Annotated in this window: 15 protein-coding genes; 2 read left to right on the forward strand and 13 right to left on the reverse strand. The window is 64.5% G+C overall.

Annotation, left to right across the window (positions count from 1 at the left end):
- Nucleotides 1-12 precede the first annotated feature (12 nt).
- From QM996_RS08650 to hemN, 4 genes are all read right to left on the reverse strand, one after another.
- Nucleotides 13-1,215, reverse strand: a complete 1,203-nt coding sequence (locus QM996_RS08650) for a beta-ketoacyl-ACP synthase II (protein WP_500270070.1) — start codon at nt 1,213-1,215, stop codon at nt 13-15.
- 1 nt (nt 1,216) lies between these two features.
- Entirely contained in the window at nt 1,217-1,702 is a 486-nt protein-coding gene (locus QM996_RS08655; RefSeq protein ID WP_500270071.1) for a 3-hydroxyacyl-ACP dehydratase FabZ family protein, read from the reverse strand.
- A gap of 130 nt (nt 1,703-1,832) precedes the next feature.
- Complete coding sequence (locus tag QM996_RS08660) at nt 1,833-2,117, reverse strand: acyl carrier protein (RefSeq protein WP_089044188.1); 285 nt, start codon at nt 2,115-2,117, stop codon at nt 1,833-1,835.
- A gap of 115 nt (nt 2,118-2,232) precedes the next feature.
- Nucleotides 2,233-3,582 carry an oxygen-independent coproporphyrinogen III oxidase gene (hemN, locus tag QM996_RS08665; protein ID WP_500270072.1) on the reverse strand — a complete coding sequence of 450 codons (1,350 nt, stop codon included), beginning with the start codon at nt 3,580-3,582 and terminating at the stop codon, nt 2,233-2,235.
- A gap of 304 nt (nt 3,583-3,886) precedes the next feature.
- On the opposite strand from hemN, the gene QM996_RS08670 reads away from it, so the two are divergent.
- Nucleotides 3,887-4,624: a Crp/Fnr family transcriptional regulator gene (locus QM996_RS08670; RefSeq protein ID WP_500270073.1), complete on the forward strand. Its 738-nt coding sequence runs from the start codon at nt 3,887-3,889 to the stop codon at nt 4,622-4,624.
- 247 nt (nt 4,625-4,871) lie between these two features.
- Here QM996_RS08670 and QM996_RS08675 read toward each other — a convergent pair whose 3' ends face one another.
- From QM996_RS08675 to QM996_RS08700, 6 genes are all read right to left on the reverse strand, one after another.
- The gene (locus QM996_RS08675) at nt 4,872-5,261 is read right to left on the reverse strand and encodes a L,D-transpeptidase (protein WP_500270278.1); all 390 of its coding nucleotides are present in this window, start codon (nt 5,259-5,261) and stop codon (nt 4,872-4,874) included.
- Nucleotides 5,262-5,426: 165 nt separating this feature from the next.
- Complete coding sequence (gene cbiB, locus QM996_RS08680) at nt 5,427-6,398, reverse strand: cobalamin biosynthesis protein CobD/CbiB (protein ID WP_500270074.1); 972 nt, start codon at nt 6,396-6,398, stop codon at nt 5,427-5,429.
- Nucleotides 6,399-7,418 carry a threonine-phosphate decarboxylase gene (gene cobD / locus QM996_RS08685; RefSeq protein WP_500270075.1) on the reverse strand — a complete coding sequence of 340 codons (1,020 nt, stop codon included), beginning with the start codon at nt 7,416-7,418 and terminating at the stop codon, nt 6,399-6,401. It lies immediately after the preceding gene.
- A complete protein-coding gene (locus QM996_RS08690; RefSeq protein ID WP_500270076.1) occupies nt 7,415-8,716 on the reverse strand; it encodes a hydrogenobyrinic/cobyrinic acid a,c-diamide synthase in 1,302 nt (433 codons plus the stop codon). The genes cobD and QM996_RS08690 overlap by 4 nt, the downstream gene beginning before the upstream one ends.
- Nucleotides 8,713-9,552: a uroporphyrinogen-III C-methyltransferase gene (cobA, locus tag QM996_RS08695; protein ID WP_500270279.1), complete on the reverse strand. Its 840-nt coding sequence runs from the start codon at nt 9,550-9,552 to the stop codon at nt 8,713-8,715. The genes QM996_RS08690 and cobA overlap by 4 nt, the downstream gene beginning before the upstream one ends.
- Nucleotides 9,553-9,682: 130 nt before the next feature.
- Nucleotides 9,683-10,147, reverse strand: coding sequence for a cobalamin biosynthesis protein (locus QM996_RS08700; protein ID WP_500270077.1), 465 nt, complete (start codon nt 10,145-10,147; stop codon nt 9,683-9,685).
- 521 nt (nt 10,148-10,668) lie between these two features.
- On the opposite strand from QM996_RS08700, the gene QM996_RS08705 reads away from it, so the two are divergent.
- Nucleotides 10,669-11,454 carry a sulfite exporter TauE/SafE family protein gene (locus QM996_RS08705; protein WP_500270078.1) on the forward strand — a complete coding sequence of 262 codons (786 nt, stop codon included), beginning with the start codon at nt 10,669-10,671 and terminating at the stop codon, nt 11,452-11,454.
- Between the two features lie 617 nt (nt 11,455-12,071).
- On the opposite strand, the gene cobO is transcribed toward QM996_RS08705, so the two are convergent.
- From cobO to cobW, 3 genes are all read right to left on the reverse strand, one after another.
- Nucleotides 12,072-12,716 (reverse strand): cob(I)yrinic acid a,c-diamide adenosyltransferase, encoded by a 645-nt coding sequence (gene cobO, locus QM996_RS08710; protein ID WP_500270079.1) that lies wholly within the window; start codon nt 12,714-12,716, stop codon nt 12,072-12,074.
- A 159-nt stretch (nt 12,717-12,875) separates the two neighbouring features.
- Nucleotides 12,876-17,138, reverse strand: coding sequence for a cobaltochelatase subunit CobN (cobN, locus tag QM996_RS08715; RefSeq protein ID WP_500270080.1), 4,263 nt, complete (start codon nt 17,136-17,138; stop codon nt 12,876-12,878).
- A 103-nt stretch (nt 17,139-17,241) separates the two neighbouring features.
- Nucleotides 17,242-18,306, reverse strand: coding sequence for a cobalamin biosynthesis protein CobW (gene cobW, locus QM996_RS08720; RefSeq protein WP_500270081.1), 1,065 nt, complete (start codon nt 18,304-18,306; stop codon nt 17,242-17,244).
- Nucleotides 18,307-18,309: the final 3 nt, after the last annotated feature.

An 18,309-nucleotide genomic window follows, 5' to 3' on the forward strand; every position in this document is an offset into this window, starting at 1 on the left:
GGTCCGCTCCTGTTATTCCGCCGAAAGGACGGCGACGCCTTCGCCGCGCGAATGGCCGATGGTGGTCACCACCGCGGCCTTGGCCGCTGCCGTCATCGGCTTTTCTGCATCGGCATCGAAGGCCGGCACCTTGGCGCCCTCGCCGAGCGAAAGGGCCGCGAGCGCCAGGCCCAGCGGAAACTGTGCTTCGATGCTGTGGCCGACGAGGCCGCCATAGGCGCGCACCGGCGCCCCGGCCAGCTTCGCCTCGAGGAACGCCTTCTCACGCGCGACCAGGTCATGGAAACCGGAGGTGCCGGAGAACACGACGGTCGATGCCGGGTCAAGTTTCTCCGCCGGCTTGGCGAGATCGGCAAGGCGGGCTTCGAGCTTGCCGCTTTCACGCGAGCCGCGGTCGCCGCCGATCGCGTCGATCGTGGCATAGATGCGGGCGCCGCGGGCTTCGGCATATTCACGCGATTCCAGCACCAGGAAGGCACCGACCGAACCGAGGATCATGCCGCCGCCATTATCCTTGCTGCGAGACCAGATCGGGTGCCAGTCGCCGAGCGCATGGCCCTGGATCGCTTCGATCAGGAGAATGATGTCGAGACGTTCGGCCGAGAACGCGCCGCCGACGAGCGTATGGCTCGACTGGCCGGCCTTGATGCGGGCGAAGGCGGTTTCGATCGCCGAGATGCCGGCCGCTTCCTCGCCCATGAAGGTGCGCGACGAACCGGTGACCTTGTGCACGATCGAGATGTTGCCGGCGAGCAGGTTGGAAAGCTGCGCGAGGAACAGCGTCGGGCGCAGTTCGGTGGTCAGTTTTTCGTTGAGGAGCTGTTCGCGATCGTTGCGCTTCAGCGCTTCGTCGACGATCAGCGAGTCGACGTTGATGTCGCGCTCGCCGCCGCCGGCAGCGACGATCATGTCCATGCTGCCGCAGGCTTCGAGATTGTCCTTGAGACCGGCATCATCGAGCGCCAGACCGGCGGCGAAGACGCCAAGGCGCTGCCAGTTTTCCATCTGGCGCTGGTCGCCACGCTTGGCGATCTGCTGCGACCAGTCGATTTCCGGCAGCGGATGCACCGGATAGGGGCTGAACTTCTCGGTCTCGACGCGCACGGCCGGCGAAGCGTCGGCGCTCAAGAGGGCCAGATGCGGCTCGACGCCGACGCCCTGGCTGGTGACGATGCCGACGCCGGTAATGACAACGTCGTTTGCGGATTTGGTCATCTTACTTCTCCGAACCGGCTGTCGCCGAAAGTGCCGCCATCAGGCCCAGTTCCTCGGCCCGCTTGCGAACGATATCGCCGAGCGGAACCTGATCGAACGGCATCGTCCTCAGTTTGAGCTGAGCGTCGCAGACCTTCTTGCCAGCCGAGGTGATCTTCGCCTTGGTAACGGCAAAGCCCGAACCTTCATGCTCGAGGAAGGCCTCGATCTCGAGTTCGGCCGAGGGCTCGACGAAGGTGCGCATCTTGGCGCCGTCGACCGACATCAGGAAGGGCATGGCGGCAAAATTGGTGGCGGCCAGCACCAGGAAACCGGAGGCCTGCGCCATGGTCTCGATCAGCAGCACGCCCGGCACCAGCGGGTAGCCTGGAAAATGGCCTTCGAACACCGGGCTCTTCTCGGGAACGACGGACCGCGCCGTCAGCCGGCCAGCCGAAAGATCGATCGTTTCGACACGATCGATCATCTGGAAGTATTCAAGGAGCATTGAGGCTCACCCTGTTCGTTTTCGGGCCGTTCGTTTCGGGCTCAAGTAAAAACGCCAATGCCGCCTGTCAAGCGCGGGGCGCGACGGGCGGCATTGGAATTGGTGCGGCAAGGCTTGGGCGAAAGCCCGATCAGCCCTTGGCAGCCCGCAGTTCGTCGATCTTGGCGCAGAGGTTCTTCAGAACGAAATACTCTTCGGTCGAGACCTTGCCTTCGTTGACTTCCTGCGTCCACTGCTCGAGCGGGATCTTGATGCCGAATTCCTTGTCGATCGCGAAGACGATGTCCAGGAAGTCCAGGCTGTCGATGCCGAGATCGTCGATCGTGTGGCTTTCCGGCGTGATCGTCTCGCGATCGATCTCGCTCGTCTCCGCAATGATGTCGGCAACCTTGTCGAATGTAGCTGTCACGCGCATACCTCTAGTAACTTAAGTCGAGTCTCGGCGATCCTATAGGTAAATGCGCCGCAAAAGCCAATGGCCTTGATTGCAACCGTTCGCGAATTGAAAACCGGTGTTGCAGGCTTACGCCTCAAACGGCGACCGAATGCCGACCGCGACCATTGCCGAGATAGGCGTCGAAGTTCGCCGCCACCGATCGCGCAAAGGGCCGTCCGCGTTCTGTGAGGCGGAAGACACCGTTTTCGATCGTCGTTAGCCCGTCGAGATCGCGCGCCCGGAAAAGCCGCGCCTCCTCGATCACCGCACCGGCCAACCCCGGAAATGCCCGTTCGACATCGTCAAAGGAGAAGGCGAAACGGCACATGATGTCGGCGATCACTTTTGCTCTCAACCGGTCGTCCGGCGTGAAGCGATAGCCGCGAACCGCCGCCATGCCTGCCTGCTCCACATGACGCAGATATTCGCCGGTCGCGGGCATGTTCTGGACATAACCCTGACGGAACTGGCCGATCGCCGAGGCGCCGAGGCCAACAAGCGATTCCGCCGCATCGTCCGTGTAGCCCTGGAAATTGCGGCGGAGGCGCCCTTCCCGATTGGCGCGCGCCAGGCTGTCTTCGGGCTTTGCGAAGTGGTCGATACCGATCGCCTCGTAGCCGGCCGACAGCAGCATTTCGGCCGCCCGGCTCATCTGGGCGAAACGCTCGACCACGCCGGGCAGGCTCTCGTCCGGGATCATCTTCTGGTGCGTCTTCATCCAGGGCACATGCGCGTAACCGAAGAGCGCGACGCGATCGGGTGCGAGCGTCAGCACCGCCTCCATCGTCCGCTCCAGTGACGAAAGGCTCTGATACGGAAGCCCGTAAAGGACGTCGCAATTGACCGAACTGACACCCCTCGCCCGCGACGCCTCGATCGCATCGCGGGTCTGCTCGTAGGTCTGGATGCGATTGATCGCCTTCTGCACCACGGGGTCGAAATCCTGGATGCCGAAGCTCGCCCGCGTCACCCCGATCGCCGCCAGCGCGTCGTGACGCGCCTCGTCGAGGTCGTTCGGATCCATCTCGACGCTGATCTCGCAATCCGGCGCGAAGGTGAAATGATCGGTGAAGCTGCGCTTGAGCGCGATCATGTCCCCCGGCCGGACGAGCGTCGGCGAACCGCCGCCGAAATGCAGCGCCGTTACCCGGGCTTCGCGGTTCACCCGCCCGCCGACCGATGCAACCTCGCGATGCAGGCCCTGCAAATAGGTTGCGACGGGATCGTAGCGCAGCGTCTGCTTGGTGTGGCAGGCACAGAACCAACAGAGCCGGTCGCAATAGGGCACATGGGCATAAAGCGAAATCGCCTCACCCGGGCCGATCGCATCGAGCCAGCTTTCATAATCGGCAGGGCCCACCGCCTCGGAAAAATGCGGGGCGGTCGGGTAGCTGGTATAGCGCGGCACCGGGCCTGCATATTTGAGGATAAGCGCGTCTTCCATCGGTCTCTCCGCTGTCATGACGATGGCATAGGGCGGATGCGCGGAGACGCCTTTGATTTTGATCAAGTCGCCGAATTAACACGTTAAAATTGACAATGCGCAAGCCAGCATGAGACATTGTTTCGCGCTTTCGGAATTAGCACCTGTCAACTCTTGATTTAACGACCCGCATCCTCTTTGGTCATTCTGCTGCATGTTTCCTTTGAAGGAAAAGACATGCAGCACCTCAAAGTGCTACAGCGACCTTTGCGCCTCTCATGAGACGCGCGGCGCTGTAAGAGCAACGACATGCAGGTAGAAAGAATTGCAGATCGTGAACGAACATCGCCGCAAGGATATCCATAACTCGGACATTCCGGCCGTCTGCGTGGCCTGCGAGGCGCGTCATGGCGGCGTTTGCGGGACGCTCACCCCGGATCAACTGCTCGACCTCAGCCGCCACTCGACCCGCCGCAGCATCGAGCCCGGCCGCGAGGTCGTCGGCCAGGGCGAAACGACCGACAGCTACGCCAACATCATCAGCGGCGTCGTCAAGCTCAGCAAGGTTCTGGCCGATGGCCGCCAGCAGATCGTCGGCCTGCAGTTCGCGCCCGACTTCATGGGCCGCCCCTTCACCCGCGAAAGCGCGCTGACGGCGGAAGCGGCCGTCGACACCGACATCTGCTGCTTCCCGCGCAACATCATCGAGCGGCTCGTTTCCGAGGCGCCGGGTCTCGAACACCGGCTGCATGAGCAGGCGCTCAAGGAACTCGACGAGGCGCGCGACTGGATGCTGACGCTCGGGCGGAAAACGGCCCAGGAGAAGGTGGCGAGCTTCCTCTACATCATCGCCACCCATGTCGATCCGGAACAGGGAACCGCGAAGGAGTTCGACCTGCCGCTCTCCCGCGCCGACATCGCCGACTATCTGGGCCTGACAATCGAAACCGTCAGCCGGCAGATCACCAAGCTGCGCAAGGACAACGTCATCCGCATCGAAAACAGCCGCCACGTCACCGTGCCGAGCCTCGACCGGCTGATGGATGTGGCCGGCATCGACTGAGCGGCGCTCGGCGTCGTTGCGACGCTGCTCCTCATGTCTTTTTGAGCGGGATTGCCCCTCACCCTAACCCTCTCCCCGCAGGCGGGGAGAGGGAACGAGCTCGCTGTTGGCCTCACCTTCTCCACAGTAGCGTGGTGCAAGGCGGCGCCATGCGTCCCTTCTCCCCGCCTGCGGGGAGAAGGTGGCGGCAGCCGGATGAGGGGCAAATCCCGTCAGCGAACTGGACGAGACAGCATGGGCAGCGCCGTCACCGCGTAATCACGATACGCGTATTCTCCAGCCCGTGCTGCTGCGCCAGTGCGAAGAACTCGGCGGCATTGTTCGGATGCAGCCGCACGCAGCCGTGCGAGGCCGGGCGCCCGAGCCGCTTGATGTCATAGGTGGCATGAATGGCATAACCGCCATTGAAGAACACCGCAAAGGGCATGGGGGCGTCGTCGTATTTGCTCGAGCGATGGTAACGCGAGAGCCATTTTGCCTTCCAGCTACCGCGCGGCGTGACATAGCCCCTGCGGGCGGTAGAGACCTTCCAGCGATACATGACGATGCCGTTCTGCATCACGGTCATGGTCTGCGAGGACAGGCTGATATCGGCAATGAGATTGGCGGCGTTCACCGGTTGAACGGAAAAATGCATCAAAGCGGCAACGAGCACGGTCAAAAACGCATTCCGCATGCTTCGCTCTCTCCGGGAGGGCAAATACTTGCCGGTGGCACCAGACATCCGAAGAGAATAACCGGCCGAGTATCAAACAATCCTAACGCGGAACTCGTTTTCGCGGGACGGGTTCCGCCGAAGCGATCAAATCATCGCGACGGCCAGGACGACAACGGTCATCACCGTGCAGGCGCCATAGAATACGGCGATGCCGGCATCGATATCTTCGCTTTGAGCAACAGCGCGACCCGGACCATTGATCATCGGCTCGCTGACCTTGACGCCGCCATAGATACGCGGGCCGGCAAGCTGCAGATCGAGCGCGCCGGCCATCGCCGCTTCCGGCCAGCCGGAATTCGGCGAACGATGCAGGCCGTGGTCGCGAAGGGCTACAACGAGCGCATCCTTGGCGGCGCGCGCGCCACGGTGGATCAGCGCGCCGGCGGCGACCAGCAGGATCGAGAGCCTCGCTGCCGGCAGGTTGGCGAGATCGTCGAGCCGCGCCGAAGCCCAGCCGAAGTGCAGATATTTCGGCGATTTGTGGCCGATCATCGAATCGGCCGTATTCAGCATCTTGTAGGCGATGAGACCGGGCAGACCGGCGATTGCATACCAGAAGGCGGGCGCCACGACACCGTCGGAGAAGTTCTCGGCGAGGCTTTCGATCGCCGCGCGGCAGACCGCCGGCTGGTCGAGCGTCTTCGGATCGCGGCCGACGATCATCGAAACGGCACTCCGCCCCCCTTCCAGCCCGCCCTGCCGCAAGCCCTCGGCGACGCGGCGCACATGATCGGCCAGGCTCTTCTGCGCCAGAAAGACGGCGACCAGCATCGCCTCCAGCAGGAAGCCGAACGGGCCAAAGGTGGCGAACAGGCGGTGCAGCAGGTGGCCAAGCCAGGCGCTGACGGCGACGAGCAGCACGATCGTGACGACGCCGCGAAGCTTGCGCGCGCCATCCGCCAGATCCTCGCGGTTCAGCCTGTCATCGAAGAAGGCGATGGCCTTGCCGAAGAAGACCACGGGATGCGGCAGGCGCGCCCACAGCCAATCCGGATCGCCGACGAGACGGTCGATCACCAGCGCCAGCGCGAGGACGAAAAGGGTGGTGCTGGACATTCAGAGTTCCATCCGGGCAAGCGCATCCGCCAGCCGCCGGTCACCCGCCGCATCAGGCGCCAGACCGATCCTCAGCCACTCGGGCGCATAGTCGAACTTGCGCGTGAGGATATGGGCTTCGCAGAGCCGCTCCTGCAGCAGAGCGGCCCTCGGATGCTCGACCAGTACGAAAAGCCCGGTGCCGCCGATCCGCTTGAGCCCTGCCCCATCAAGCGCGGTATCGAGGCCCGCGCGCCGCTCGCGAATGCCGGCGGCAATCGCTGTCGTATCGCCCTGCATCAGCGCGCGGGAAATGGTCAGCGCCGGGCCGGAAACAGCCCAGGGGCCGAGCCAATCGCCAAACGCAGCGAGGACCGGCTCGCTGCCGACGACAAAACCGAGGCGTAAACCGGCAAGCCCGAAGAACTTGCCGAAGGAGCGGAAGACGATGAGGTTGCCCTCACCGTGCACATGGCCGGCGACGCTCAGTTCCGGCTCCAGATCACCGAAGGCCTCGTCGACCAGCAGCAGTCCGCCGCTCGCGCGCTGCCGCGCGGCCAGTTCCAGAAGATCGGCCGGGGCGAAGGCACGGCCGGTCGGATTGTTGGGGTTCACCACGATGACCAGACGATGCTCGGCACTCACGGCACCGGCATTGTCCACGCAATCGACAGCAAAGCCGGACGCCGACAGCACGCGGGCATATTCGCCATAGGTCGGCCCGAAGATCGCGACGCGCCTGTTCGCCGGCGTCTTCCCGTTTTCATACATGAGACGCGGCAAAAGCTGGATCACCGATTGCGTGCCGGGCACGGGCAACGGCAGCACGCCATTGGTGCGGTAATATTCCCGGGCTGCCAACCGTGCCTCATCGACCGTCTGCCGATCGGGCAGCCGATGCCAAGCGCGCTCGGGTACCTCGGGCAAGGCGACGGGGCATGGATTGATGCCGGTCGAAAGATCGAGCCAGTCCTCGAGCCGGCCGCCAAAGCGCGCCGCGGCTTCGGTGATGCCGCCACCGTGAACGATCGGTGCGCTCATGGCTCACCCGCAATATCGATGAGGTGCATGAAGGACCCGGCAACGTTGCCGCGTTTCAGACCGGCATGGCCGAGATCGTCGCCGGCCGCATCGCTCACCGAAAACAGCCGGTCGGCCGCACCTTCGGCGACGATGGTCGCATAGTGGAATTCGTGCGCCGTCATGGGTCCATCGAAGAAGGCGTTGTCGACAGGCACGACCCGGCGATAGCCGAGGTGCCGCCTGCGCTCGGCGAAACTGGTTACCAGCGGCAGCAGGCCGAGCATGTCGTAGCGTGCGCCATCGGCGGCGACAAGTCCTTCGCCGAGCACCATGTAGCCACCGCATTCGCCGAAGATCCGGGCTCCCCGCCCGGCAGCAGAAAGCATGCCGGAACGGAAGGTTGAAGCCGCACTTAACTGCCCCGCACGCAGCTCCGGATAGCCGCCCGGCAGATAGATAGCGTCGGCCGCAGCATCGGGCGCTTCGTTCGCCAACGGCGAGAAGAACGAGATTTCGGCGCCGGCGCTCCGCCAGTCGAACAGCAGATGTTCGTAGCAGAAGGCAAAGGCGATATCGCGCGCCACGGCGATGCGCTGGCCGAGCGGGCGAAGCCGCTCGATGTCCGTGGCCGATCCGCGCGGAAAGATCGCTGCAGCGCGGCTGATGGCATCGAGGTCGCATGCCGCCTCGATCCGCGCTGCGGCGGCCTCGATGAAACCTTCGAGCGCTCCGTGCTCGCCCGCCTGCACGAGACCCAGATGGCGCTCCGGCAGTTGAAGCGCACTGTCCTGCCTGAGCACGCCGAACACGGGCATGCGCACCCGTTCCAGGGCATCGCAGAGCATCTTCTCGTGCCGATCGCTGCCGACCTTGTTGAGGATGACGCCAACCACCCGGATATCGCTGCGGTGATCCGCGTAGCCGCGAACGAGTGCAGCGACCGACTGCGACATGCGGGCGCAATCGACAACGAGAATGACGGCAAGATTGAGCGTCGCCGCGAGATCCGCTGGCGTTCCCGAGCCATCAGCGGCACCGTCATGCAGCCCCATCATCGCCTCGACGATCAGCGTGCGGCCGCCCGCGGCCGCCTGTGAGGCATTGGCAAGCAGCAGTTCCGGGCGCATCGCCCAGGGATCGTAGTTGAAACAGGGCTCGCCCGTTGCCGCCGCATGGAAGGCGGGATCGATATAGTCGGGCCCGGCCTTGCCCGGCGCAATTGTCACACCGCGCTTCTTCAGCGCGCGCATCAGCCCGAGCGTCACCGTCGTCTTGCCCGAGCCCGACGAGGGTGCTGCGATCAGCAGTCCGCTCATGCCGGGTTCCTGCGCATGCGATTGGCGAAGGGATCGGCGGCAAGTTTGCGCCCGTCGAGCGCGCCGATCCAGTCGAGTGCCGCCCGAAGCCGCACCACCTCGCCGACGACGACAATCGCCGGCGGCTCCAGCCCGGCCGCCTCGACATCGGCCTCGGCGCGCGAAAGCGTCGTTTCGAGCACCGCCTGTTCCGGCGTTGCGGCATTGCAGACGAAGGCGACCGGTTCGTCCGGCGAGCGCCCGCCGGCAATGAGGTTGGCGGTGATCGCGCCGATATGTTTCATGGCCATATACATGACGATGACGGGCGAGCCGCTGGCAATCCCCTGCCAGTTGATGCGATCCGGCACCAGGCCGGAGGAATCGTGGCCGGTGAGGAAGGTGACCGCGTGATTGACCTCGCGATGGGTGACGGGAATGCCGGCATAGGCAAGCCCGCCGATGCCCGCGGTAATGCCGGGCACGATGCGGAACGGGATCCGATGTTCGACGAGTGTCAGCGCCTCCTCGCCGCCACGGCCGAAGACGAAGGGGTCGCCGCCTTTGAGGCGCAGCACCCGGTTGCCGGCCCGCGCGAGCTCGACCAGCCGCAGCGAGATGTCGCGCTGTTTCGGTGACGGCTTGCCGCCGCGTTTGCCCGCGAACTCGAGCACGGCACCTGCCCGCGCGAGCTTGAGGCAATCCTCGTTGACCAGCGCATCATGCACGATCACATCCGCCTGGCGCAGCGCATTGGCCGCATGCAAGGTCAAGAGACCGGGATCGCCGGGGCCGGCACCGACGAGCCAGACCGAACCTTTCTCGAGCGCCGGCAATCCGGCAAAGAGGTCGTCGATCATTCGTGTTGCCCACCCTGTATACCGGCACCGCTTGCCGGTGCGCCTAATTTCATCTGCGAAGAACCGGATTCCATTTTAGAGCAAACCCGGACAAAAGATTGATTCAATTCAACAACATAAGCTCGCATCAGACGACCTCGGCCGCAGCCGGCGCGCGCGCTGCCGCACCTTTCAGCGGGCCGGCAAGCGCCGCCGTCGCATGCGCAGAGACGATCTTCGGCACGATCAGCACGGCCTCTTCCCCGGCGCCGACGAGCGCGGCACCTTCGGCAACGCCATGACAGCCCGTATGGGCAAAGACGATCTCGGAGGGGTTGGCGAGCCGGTGAACCTCGGCTTCGAGGGTGGCCGCATCGTAAAATGCCGCCGGAACGGAGAAATGTTTCGCTGCCGCCAGGATCGCCGGTTCCTCGGCGCGGGCATCGAGCGAGGCGACAAGCCGGAGATCCGCAGGCGCCGCACCGGCGGCAGCCAAGGCGCGCTCAGCAAGCGCGATCACTTCGTCGACCGGCGTTCGCCGCTCGCAGCCGAGCCCGAGCACCAGTCCGCCCCCTGCTTTCGTCGTCTCGACCAGCGCGTTATTTTCACGCAATTCCGGACGCAAAACCGCTGCGCATTTTTGCTGGAATTGCCTTGATCCCCTAACCGATGCCATCGGTGGCCGGCTCCCCTCGTCGGTTCTCCTTAACGAAGCGCCGGCTGGAACAGATGTTCCGGGGCCGATCTGGACAGCACCGACTGAAGGCCCCCTGATTGGGTCGGCCGCACCGGACGCTCTTTCAGTCCGCCAAAGCGGACGCCGTCGCATATCCGTCATTTTTACCGAAGCGCGTGAGGCCGGTCAAACCGGATTGCGCCATCGCCATGTCGCGATTGGCGAAGACGGCTGCCTACACACTCTATCGCGTTGACAGCCTCTTCCGGCCGCCGCTCATCGCCGGCGCCCCATCCGAAAACACAGCGACTCAGAACAAGGTTTTGAATCCTTGGGTGTTTTGCTCATTTACGAGCTGCAGCCGCCGCGCCGCCGCCACAGAAGGCTTTGCAAAACGCGCCCGGCTCTGACACAAGGCGGAAAAGCCCTCACGACAGCTCCCTCCCCGAGTCCCTCCCGTGCAAGATCTCGCCTTCCACCTGCTCGCCTTCCTGTTTGCTGCCGCCTTCATTGCCGGCTTCATCGATTCGATCGCCGGCGGGGGCGGCATGATCACCATTCCCGCCATGCTGATCGCCGGCATCCCGCCGCTGCAGACGCTCGGCACCAACAAGCTGCAGGCGCTGTTCGGCTCCGGCTCGGCAAGCCTTTCCTATGCGCGGCGCGGACACGTGAACCTCAGGGAGCAATTGCCGATGGCGCTGATGTCGGCGGCCGGCTCCGTGCTGGGCGCGCTGCTCGCGACCGTCGTTCCCGGCGACGTGCTGAAGGCGGTCCTTCCCTTCCTTCTCATCGCCATCGCGATCTACTTCGGCCTGAAACCGAACATGGGCGACGTTGACCAGCACCGCCGCGTCACGCCCTTCGTCTTCACGCTCACCCTCGTGCCGCTGATCGGCTTCTATGACGGCGTCTTCGGCCCCGGCACCGGCTCCTTCTTCATGCTCGGCTTCGTGACGCTTGCAGGTTTCGGCGTCTTGAAGGCCACCGCGCACACGAAGTTCCTGAACTTCGGCTCCAACATCGGCGCCTTCGGCGTCTTTCTCTTCTTCGGCGCCATCCTCTGGAAGGTCGGCCTGATGATGGGCTTCGGCCAGTTCCTCGGCGCCCAGGTCGGCTCGCGCTACGCCATGGCCAAGGGCGCCAAGATCATCAAGCCGCTGCTCGTCATCGTCTCGATTGCGCTCGCCGTTCGCCTGCTCGCCGATCCGTCGCATCCCCTCAGGATCTGGCTGGGGCTTTGAGACAGTTCCCGGCTCGCCGAGACCGCAACGAGATACCGCGACTTAAGCGAACGTCACTTGACTGTCAGGCCAACGTCGGGCGCGCCTGTGGTTGACCAGCATGAGCATTCTTCGCCTGCCGGCCCCACGCCGTAACCACATGTCTGTTTGGGGGTCTTGCATTGCCGAGGGCTGCGCGCTTCAGCACGCGCCTTTGCCTCGGCTTCGGCCGCGGCTCTTTGCTTTCGGCTCATCTTTGGTGTCGGAGCCGCCTTTGCTTTTTCCGCCTTCTCGATCGCGGACGCGCTGGTCCTGGTCGTTTGGGATGAGCCGGTTTCACTGCATGATGCGATTAGCAACAGCGATGCGACAGCAAACGCAACTCTAGCAACGGTCTTCAAGCTTCACCCGCGATCTAAACCATGTGGAGCAACTATATGCGTGCTTCCAGGAGCCCCATCAAGGGCCGGCTGGATCGAGCGGGCATTCGGGGAACAAATTCGCGGACGGCAGACAACATGGCTCCTTAAATCGGCATGCCGATTTAAGGGCGAAAAACATGCAGGCCTCCAAGTGCTACAGCGGCCTTTGCGCGTCCCGGGGATGCACGGCGCTGCAGGGCTGCCAGCTCTGGCTCATCAGAATTCGACGCCCTGCTGCGCCTTGATGCCGGAGCGGAACGGATGCTTGATCAGTTCCATCTCGGTGACAAGATCGGCGATCTCGATCAGATCCTCCTTGGCGTTGCGACCGGTCAGGACCACATGGGTCATGTGCGGCTTTTCTTCCTTCAGGAAGCGCACCACTTCGGCGACGTCGATATAGTCGTAACGCAGCGCGATGTTGATCTCGTCGAGCAGCACCATCGAGTTGCGCTCGTCGCGGATCAGTTCCTTCGCCTTCTCCCAGGCTTTCTCCGCCATCGCCACATCGCGGGCGCGGTCCTGCGTTTCCCAGGTGAAGCCCTCGCCGAGCGTGTAGAACTGGCAGATGTCGCCGAAATGCTTCTCGATCAGCTCGCGCTCGCCGGTCACCATCGCGCCCTTGATGAACTGCACGACGGCGCAGGGCATGCCGTGGGCGATATGGCGGAAGATCATGCCGAAGCCGGCGGTCGACTTGCCCTTGCCCTTGCCGGTGTTGACGATGATCAGGCCCTTCTCGTCCGTCTTCGTCGCCATGATCTTTTCGCGCGCCGCCTTCTTCTTCGCCATCTTCATGGCGTGGCGGGCATCATCCTTCTCGGCGGGGGCCTCGCCGTTCACTGTCGTCTCGTCGCTCATGATCACTCCCTCATCAAATCAGCGGGATGCCGGCGGAAAACCGCACGCGTTTTTCCTCATCCCTTCTCCGTTCAGTTCCGCCTTGCACTGAACAGCGAAACGGAACCAGGTCTTTGCTTCCAAGCAATTCCGGACGGAAAACCGCTGCCCGGAACTCCTCTATTCGTTGCCGGCCCGAAGCCGGGTCGCGGCGTTGCCGATATCGGCAAGTTCAAATCGCGCCGAGTTCGAGCGCGGGGTCCAGAGATTGCGGTCGATCGCCTCGAGGAAGCGTTCGGCAAGCTCGGCAAAGGCGGCCGGGTTCTTGTCGCGCAGAAAGTCGGCCACCCGTTCATCGACGATGAAGGCCTGATAAGCGGCCTCGAAATGATGATCGCGGACCGCCCCCGTCGTCGCGGCAAAGGCGAACATGTAATCGACCGTCGCGGCAATCTCGAACGCGCCCTTGTAGCCGTGGCGCATGACGCCATCGATCCACTTGGGATTGACGACGCGCGCCCTGACCACGCGGCCGATCTCCTCCTCCAGCGAACGGATGACGGGCTTTTCCGGCCGCGAATGGTCGTTGTGGTAGATCGCGGGTCGGTTGCCACCCAGATGTTCGGCAGCGGCACTCATGCCGCCTTCGAACTGGTAGTAGTCGTCGCTGTCGAGCAGGTCGTGCTCGCGGTTATCCTGGTTCTGCACCACCGCGTCGATCGTGCGCAGGCGTTCCTCGAAGAGATCGCGCTCGGCCTTGCCCTCCTCGCCGGCGCCATAGGCATAGGCACCCCAGGTGAGATAGGCCTCGGCGAGGTCGGCTTTGGTGTCCCAGCCCTTCTCGTCGATCAGCGCCTGCAGGCCGGCGCCATAGGCCCCCGGCTTGGCGCCGAAAACGCGGTAGGAGGCGCGACGGGCCGCCTCCGTGGCGTCCACGCCCGCCGCCTCCAGCCGCCGGGCCTCGGCCCGCATGCGCGCCGCGATCATGTTGTCGCCATCATCCTCTTCCAGCGCGCCGACGGCGCGGATCGCCTTGTCGAAGAGCGCGATCTGGTCCGGGAAGGCATCGCGGAAGAAACCGGAAATGCGCAGCGTCACGTCGACGCGCGGCCGCCCGAGCACGGCAAGCGGCACGATCTCGTAGCCCGTCACCCGGCGCGAGACCATGTCCCACACGGGCTTGGCGCCGATCAGCGCCAGCGCCTGGGCAATGTCGTCGCCGCCGGTGCGCATGTTCGCCGTGCCCCAGGCGGTGAGCCCGAAGGACGACGGCCATTCGCCGTGATCCTGCAGATAGCGGCGGATCAAAAGTTCCGCCGATTTCTTGCCGAGTTCATAGGCCGCCGGTGTCGGCACCGCGCGGCTGTCGACGGAATAGAAATTGCGCCCCGTCGGCAGCACGTCCGGCCGGCCGCGGGTCGGCGCGCCGGAGGGTCCAGGGGCGACGAAACGGCCATCGAGACCGGTGAGGAAACCGGTCATTTCGGCCGCGCCGGAGCCGGAGATCGAGGGCTTGAGGCGGGTGGCGATTTCGTCGAGCACGGCGCGGGTATTGGCCCAGTCGCCGGGGCACGTCTGTTCGCCCGAGACGAGTTTTGCGGCTAGGAGCTCGATGCGCTCGACGGTGTCGCCGGCCGTGCGCCAAGGAGCGTCGGAGAGATCGGCGAGCACGGCGGGCTTCGGGCCGGTCCAGGGGTCCGACATGACGCAATCGAGAGGGTCGAAGGGTTGAGCGTGGGGCGGGATACCCCCCTCTGCCCTGCCGGGCATCTCCCCCACAAGGGGGGAGATCGGCGTGGGGCTGCCGCTCGCTCTCAAAATCACGTCAGCGACGGTTGCACGGCCGCCAGCCGTTACCCTCGGATCCGCGATCGCCGTCGCCTCCAGTTCTCCGGCCGATACAGTGCGAGCGCCCGCATCCGTGATCTCCCCCCTTGTGGGGGAGATGTCCGGCAGGACAGAGGGGGGTACGTTTCCACCCAACCCCGCATCCGCCGCGATCGCCCGCTGCAGGCTCTGGTCACCGCCCTCGCCGAGGCCGCGCGGCACGCGGGCCAGCGCCACGGTGAGATCCGTCAGCAGCCGCCCCTCGGGCGCCACGCCGAAGATGTGCAGGCCGTCGCGGATCTGCATCTCCTTGAGGTCGCAGAGATAGGCGTCGAGCTTTTCCAGCGCCTTGTCGTCGCTGTCGCCCTTGTCGATACCGGCGTCGCTGTCGAGACCGATGTCGCGCACGAGATCGAGGATCTGGCGGCTCAAGAGCCGCAACCGCCGCGGGTCGCCGCCGGCGGCGTCGTAATATTCGTCGACGAGCGCTTCCAGATCCTTGAGCGGCCCGTAGGATTCGGCTCGCGTCAGGGGCGGCGTCAGGTGGTCGATGATGACGGCGCTGGTGCGGCGCTTGGCCTGCGTGCCTTCGCCCGGATCGTTGACGATAAAGGGATAGATGTGCGGCAGCGGCCCGAAGATCGCCTCGGGATAACAGCTCTCCGACAGCGCCAGCGCCTTGCCCGGCAGCCATTCGAGATTGCCGTGCTTGCCCATATGCACGATCGCCTGCGCACCGAATTGCTGGCGCAGGAAGGCATAGAAAGCGAGATAGCCGTGCGGCGGCACGAGGTCCGGCGAGTGGTAGCTTTCCTTCGGATCGATGTTGTAACCGCGCGCCGGCTGGATGCCGACGACAACCTCGCCGAAGCGGGCGAGCGGCAGGGCGAAGCCGCCGTCGAGGAAGAAGGGATCGGCCTCGGGCGCGCCCCATCGACCACCGACCTCATCCTGAATCCGTTTCGGAAGCGAATCGAAGAAGGCCTTGTAATCCCTAAGCGAAATTCGCTCGCGGATTTCACGATCGCGGCTTGCCGCGTTGGTCGGGCCGGCCATCAGGTAACGCATCAGCGCGTCGCCATCCCCGGGCACCTCGCCGACGGCATAACCTTCCCGCGTCATGGCGCGAAGCACCTCGACGGTACCGGCCGGGGTGTCGAGCCCGACGCCATTGCCGAGGCGACCGTCGCGGTTCGGATAGTTGGCCATGACGATGGCGATGCGGCGTTCGGCAGGCCTGGTGCGGCGAAGCTTCGCCCAGTTGACGGCGAGGCTGGCGGCAAAGCGCACACGATCTTCAAGCGGCTCATGGCCGACGATATTGGCCTCGACCTTGGCGTCATAGATCGATGCCGCCTTGAAGGAGACGGCCCGCGCAAGAATGCGGCCATCGACCTCCGGCAGCGCGACGTTCATCGCGAGATCGCGCGCCATCAGCCCTTGCGGCGACGTCTCCCATTGCGCCCGCGACGAGCCGGAAAAAATTACCTGCAGCACTGGCGCACCGGTCGATTCCAAGACCGTCGGCTGCCGGTCGGCCCCGGGCGAGGAGACGGCGAAACCGGTGGCGTTCATCACCACATCGGGCGCCGCCTCGGCAAAGATCGCCTGCAGCGTGCCGACCGAGACGGCATCCTTGAGGCTCGACACGAAGACCGGCAGCGCGCGGACACCTTCTTGCGCCAGCGCATCGATCAGCGCCTCCACTGGTCGGGTCTCGCCGCTCTGGACGAGGGCGCGATAGAAGCAGATGGCGACCGTTGCGCTTGTGGAGGCGTTACCCCCCTCTGTCCTGCCGGACATCTCCCCCACAAGGGGGGAGATTGGCTGGGGGTGAGCGCTCGGCCCAAAACTAAGGTCGGCGGTTAGTGTAACGGCAGCAACTGCACCGCTCGACTTGGCGGCAACGGACAAATCGGTCTGCCCGGAACGCGCCCCACGCTCTCCGCCCACCTCGGAGCGAGCGTCCGCATCCCCGATCTCCCCCCTTGTGGGGGAGATGTCCGGCAGGACAGAGGGGGGTACACTCGCACCCACCACGCCCAACCACTCAGAAACCCCGATGACGCCCCTGCCCGGCCACCAGATGCCGGCCTTCAAGAGCGGCTTCGCCGGCTGCGGCTTCTCCGCACCTGTGACCAATGCCTCGGCATAATCGAGGAAAAGGCCGGCATTGTCGGCGCCGCCTTCGGTGAAATAGGCCCAGAGCCGTTGGCGATCGTCGGCTGCAACCGTCGAGAAAGGCTCGAGCCCCGGATCCGGCTTGTCGTCGCCGGGCAGCACCGCGATCTGAAAACGGTGAGTGACGGCGGCCGCGTACAACGCTTCCAGCAGATAGCGGAAGTAGCTGGCGCCACCGAGCGGACGAACGACGATCAGCTTCGCATGACGCGCCGTGCGCTCGACATAGGTGTCGACCGACATCGGATGCATCAGGTTCATGAGGCTGGCGATGCGCAGGCTGAGGCCACCGTCGCGGTGGCCGTGGGCGGCGGCGATCGAGGAAAGCTCGGTGTCGGCGGCCGACAGGAACAGGATGTCGGCCGGCGTTTGCCCCAGGTCGATAGCTTCGTTGCCGTCGGCGATCGTTCCTTTCTGGGCGAGAAGCAGATGCATTCGTTTTGTCCGTTCGGGCAATCCCGAACGAAAACGCCGAAAGCGACCTCCGTCCGGAACTGCATCATTTCAATACGTTAGATCATTTCACTCAAGCAATGATCTAGACGAGCGCGGTGATCGCGGCGCGCACCGCCGCTTCGTCCATGTCGTGCAGGCCGATGACGACGAGGCGCGTGCCGCGCCTTTCGCCGGCCGCCCAGGCGCGGTCGTAATATTGATCGATGCGGGCGCCGACCGCCTGGATCAGAAGGCGCATCGGCTTGCCGGGCACGTCGGCAAAGCCCTTGAGGCGCAGAACGTCGTGTTCGGCGATCACGCCCTTCAGGCGATCGATGAAGGCAGCCGGATCAGCGACCGAACCAAGCTCGACGACGAAGCTGTCGAACTCGTCGTGGTCGTGCTCCTCGCCCGCCTCGTGCTCCATCTCGTGGTGCGACTTGCGATTGGCGATCTCGCCTTCCGTGCCGACGCCAAGGCCGAGCAGGATGGCGGCGGCGACTTCGCCGTTCTTCGCCTCGATCATGGTCGGCTTGCGGCTGGTGCGCGAGGACACTTCGTCGCGCACGGCCTTGAGGCCGGAAGCGTCGATCAGATCGGTCTTGTTGAGGACGATGAGGTCGGCGGCGGTGAGCTGGTCCTCGAACAGTTCCTCGATCGGGCTTTCATGGTCGAGATTGTCGTCCTCGACGCGCAGCGCATCCACCTTGTCATGGTCGTCGGCAAAACGGCCGGCGGCAACGGCGGCGCTGTCGACCACCGTCACGACGCCATCGACGGTCACTTCGCTGCGGATATCCGGCCAGTTGAAGGCGGCGACCAGCGGCTGCGGCAGAGCAAGGCCCGAAGTCTCGATGATGATGTGGTCCGGGCGCTTCTCGCGCTCGAGCAGTTTCGTCATGGTCGGGATGAAATCATCGGCGACGGTGCAGCAGATGCAGCCATTGGTGAGCTCGATGATGTCGTCCTCGGTGCAGGCCTCGGCGCCGCAGCCCTTGAGCACGTCGCCGTCGACACCGAGATCGCCGAACTCGTTGATGATCAGCGCGATGCGCTTGCCGTCGGCGTTCTGCAGCAGGTTGCGGATCATCGTCGTCTTGCCGGCGCCGAGGAAGCCGGTGATGACGGTCGCCGGGATCTTGCCGTGGCTGGCCTTCGCAGTGGTCATTGA

Source organism: Sinorhizobium chiapasense, assembly GCF_045277575.1.
GTDB lineage: Bacteria > Pseudomonadota > Alphaproteobacteria > Rhizobiales > Rhizobiaceae > Ensifer > Ensifer chiapasense_A.

Coding starts and splice junctions, on each gene's coding strand:
- cobN (WP_500270080.1), bottom strand. CDS start 17,138: ATGCATCTGCTTCTCGCCCAGAAAGGAACGATCGCCGACGGCAACGAA.
- hemN (WP_500270072.1), bottom strand. CDS start 3,582: ATGGAAGACGCGCTTATCCTCAAATATGCAGGCCCGGTGCCGCGCTAT.
- cobO (WP_500270079.1), bottom strand. CDS start 12,716: ATGAGCGACGAGACGACAGTGAACGGCGAGGCCCCCGCCGAGAAGGAT.
- cobD (WP_500270075.1), bottom strand. CDS start 7,418: ATGAGCGCACCGATCGTTCACGGTGGCGGCATCACCGAAGCCGCGGCG.
- QM996_RS08655 (WP_500270071.1), bottom strand. CDS start 1,702: ATGCTCCTTGAATACTTCCAGATGATCGATCGTGTCGAAACGATCGAT.
- QM996_RS08675 (WP_500270278.1), bottom strand. CDS start 5,261: ATGCATTTTTCCGTTCAACCGGTGAACGCCGCCAATCTCATTGCCGAT.
- QM996_RS08660 (WP_089044188.1), bottom strand. CDS start 2,117: ATGCGCGTGACAGCTACATTCGACAAGGTTGCCGACATCATTGCGGAG.
- QM996_RS08690 (WP_500270076.1), bottom strand. CDS start 8,716: ATGAGCGGACTGCTGATCGCAGCACCCTCGTCGGGCTCGGGCAAGACG.
- cobW (WP_500270081.1), bottom strand. CDS start 18,306: ATGACCACTGCGAAGGCCAGCCACGGCAAGATCCCGGCGACCGTCATC.
- cbiB (WP_500270074.1), bottom strand. CDS start 6,398: ATGTCCAGCACCACCCTTTTCGTCCTCGCGCTGGCGCTGGTGATCGAC.
- QM996_RS08650 (WP_500270070.1), bottom strand. CDS start 1,215: ATGACCAAATCCGCAAACGACGTTGTCATTACCGGCGTCGGCATCGTC.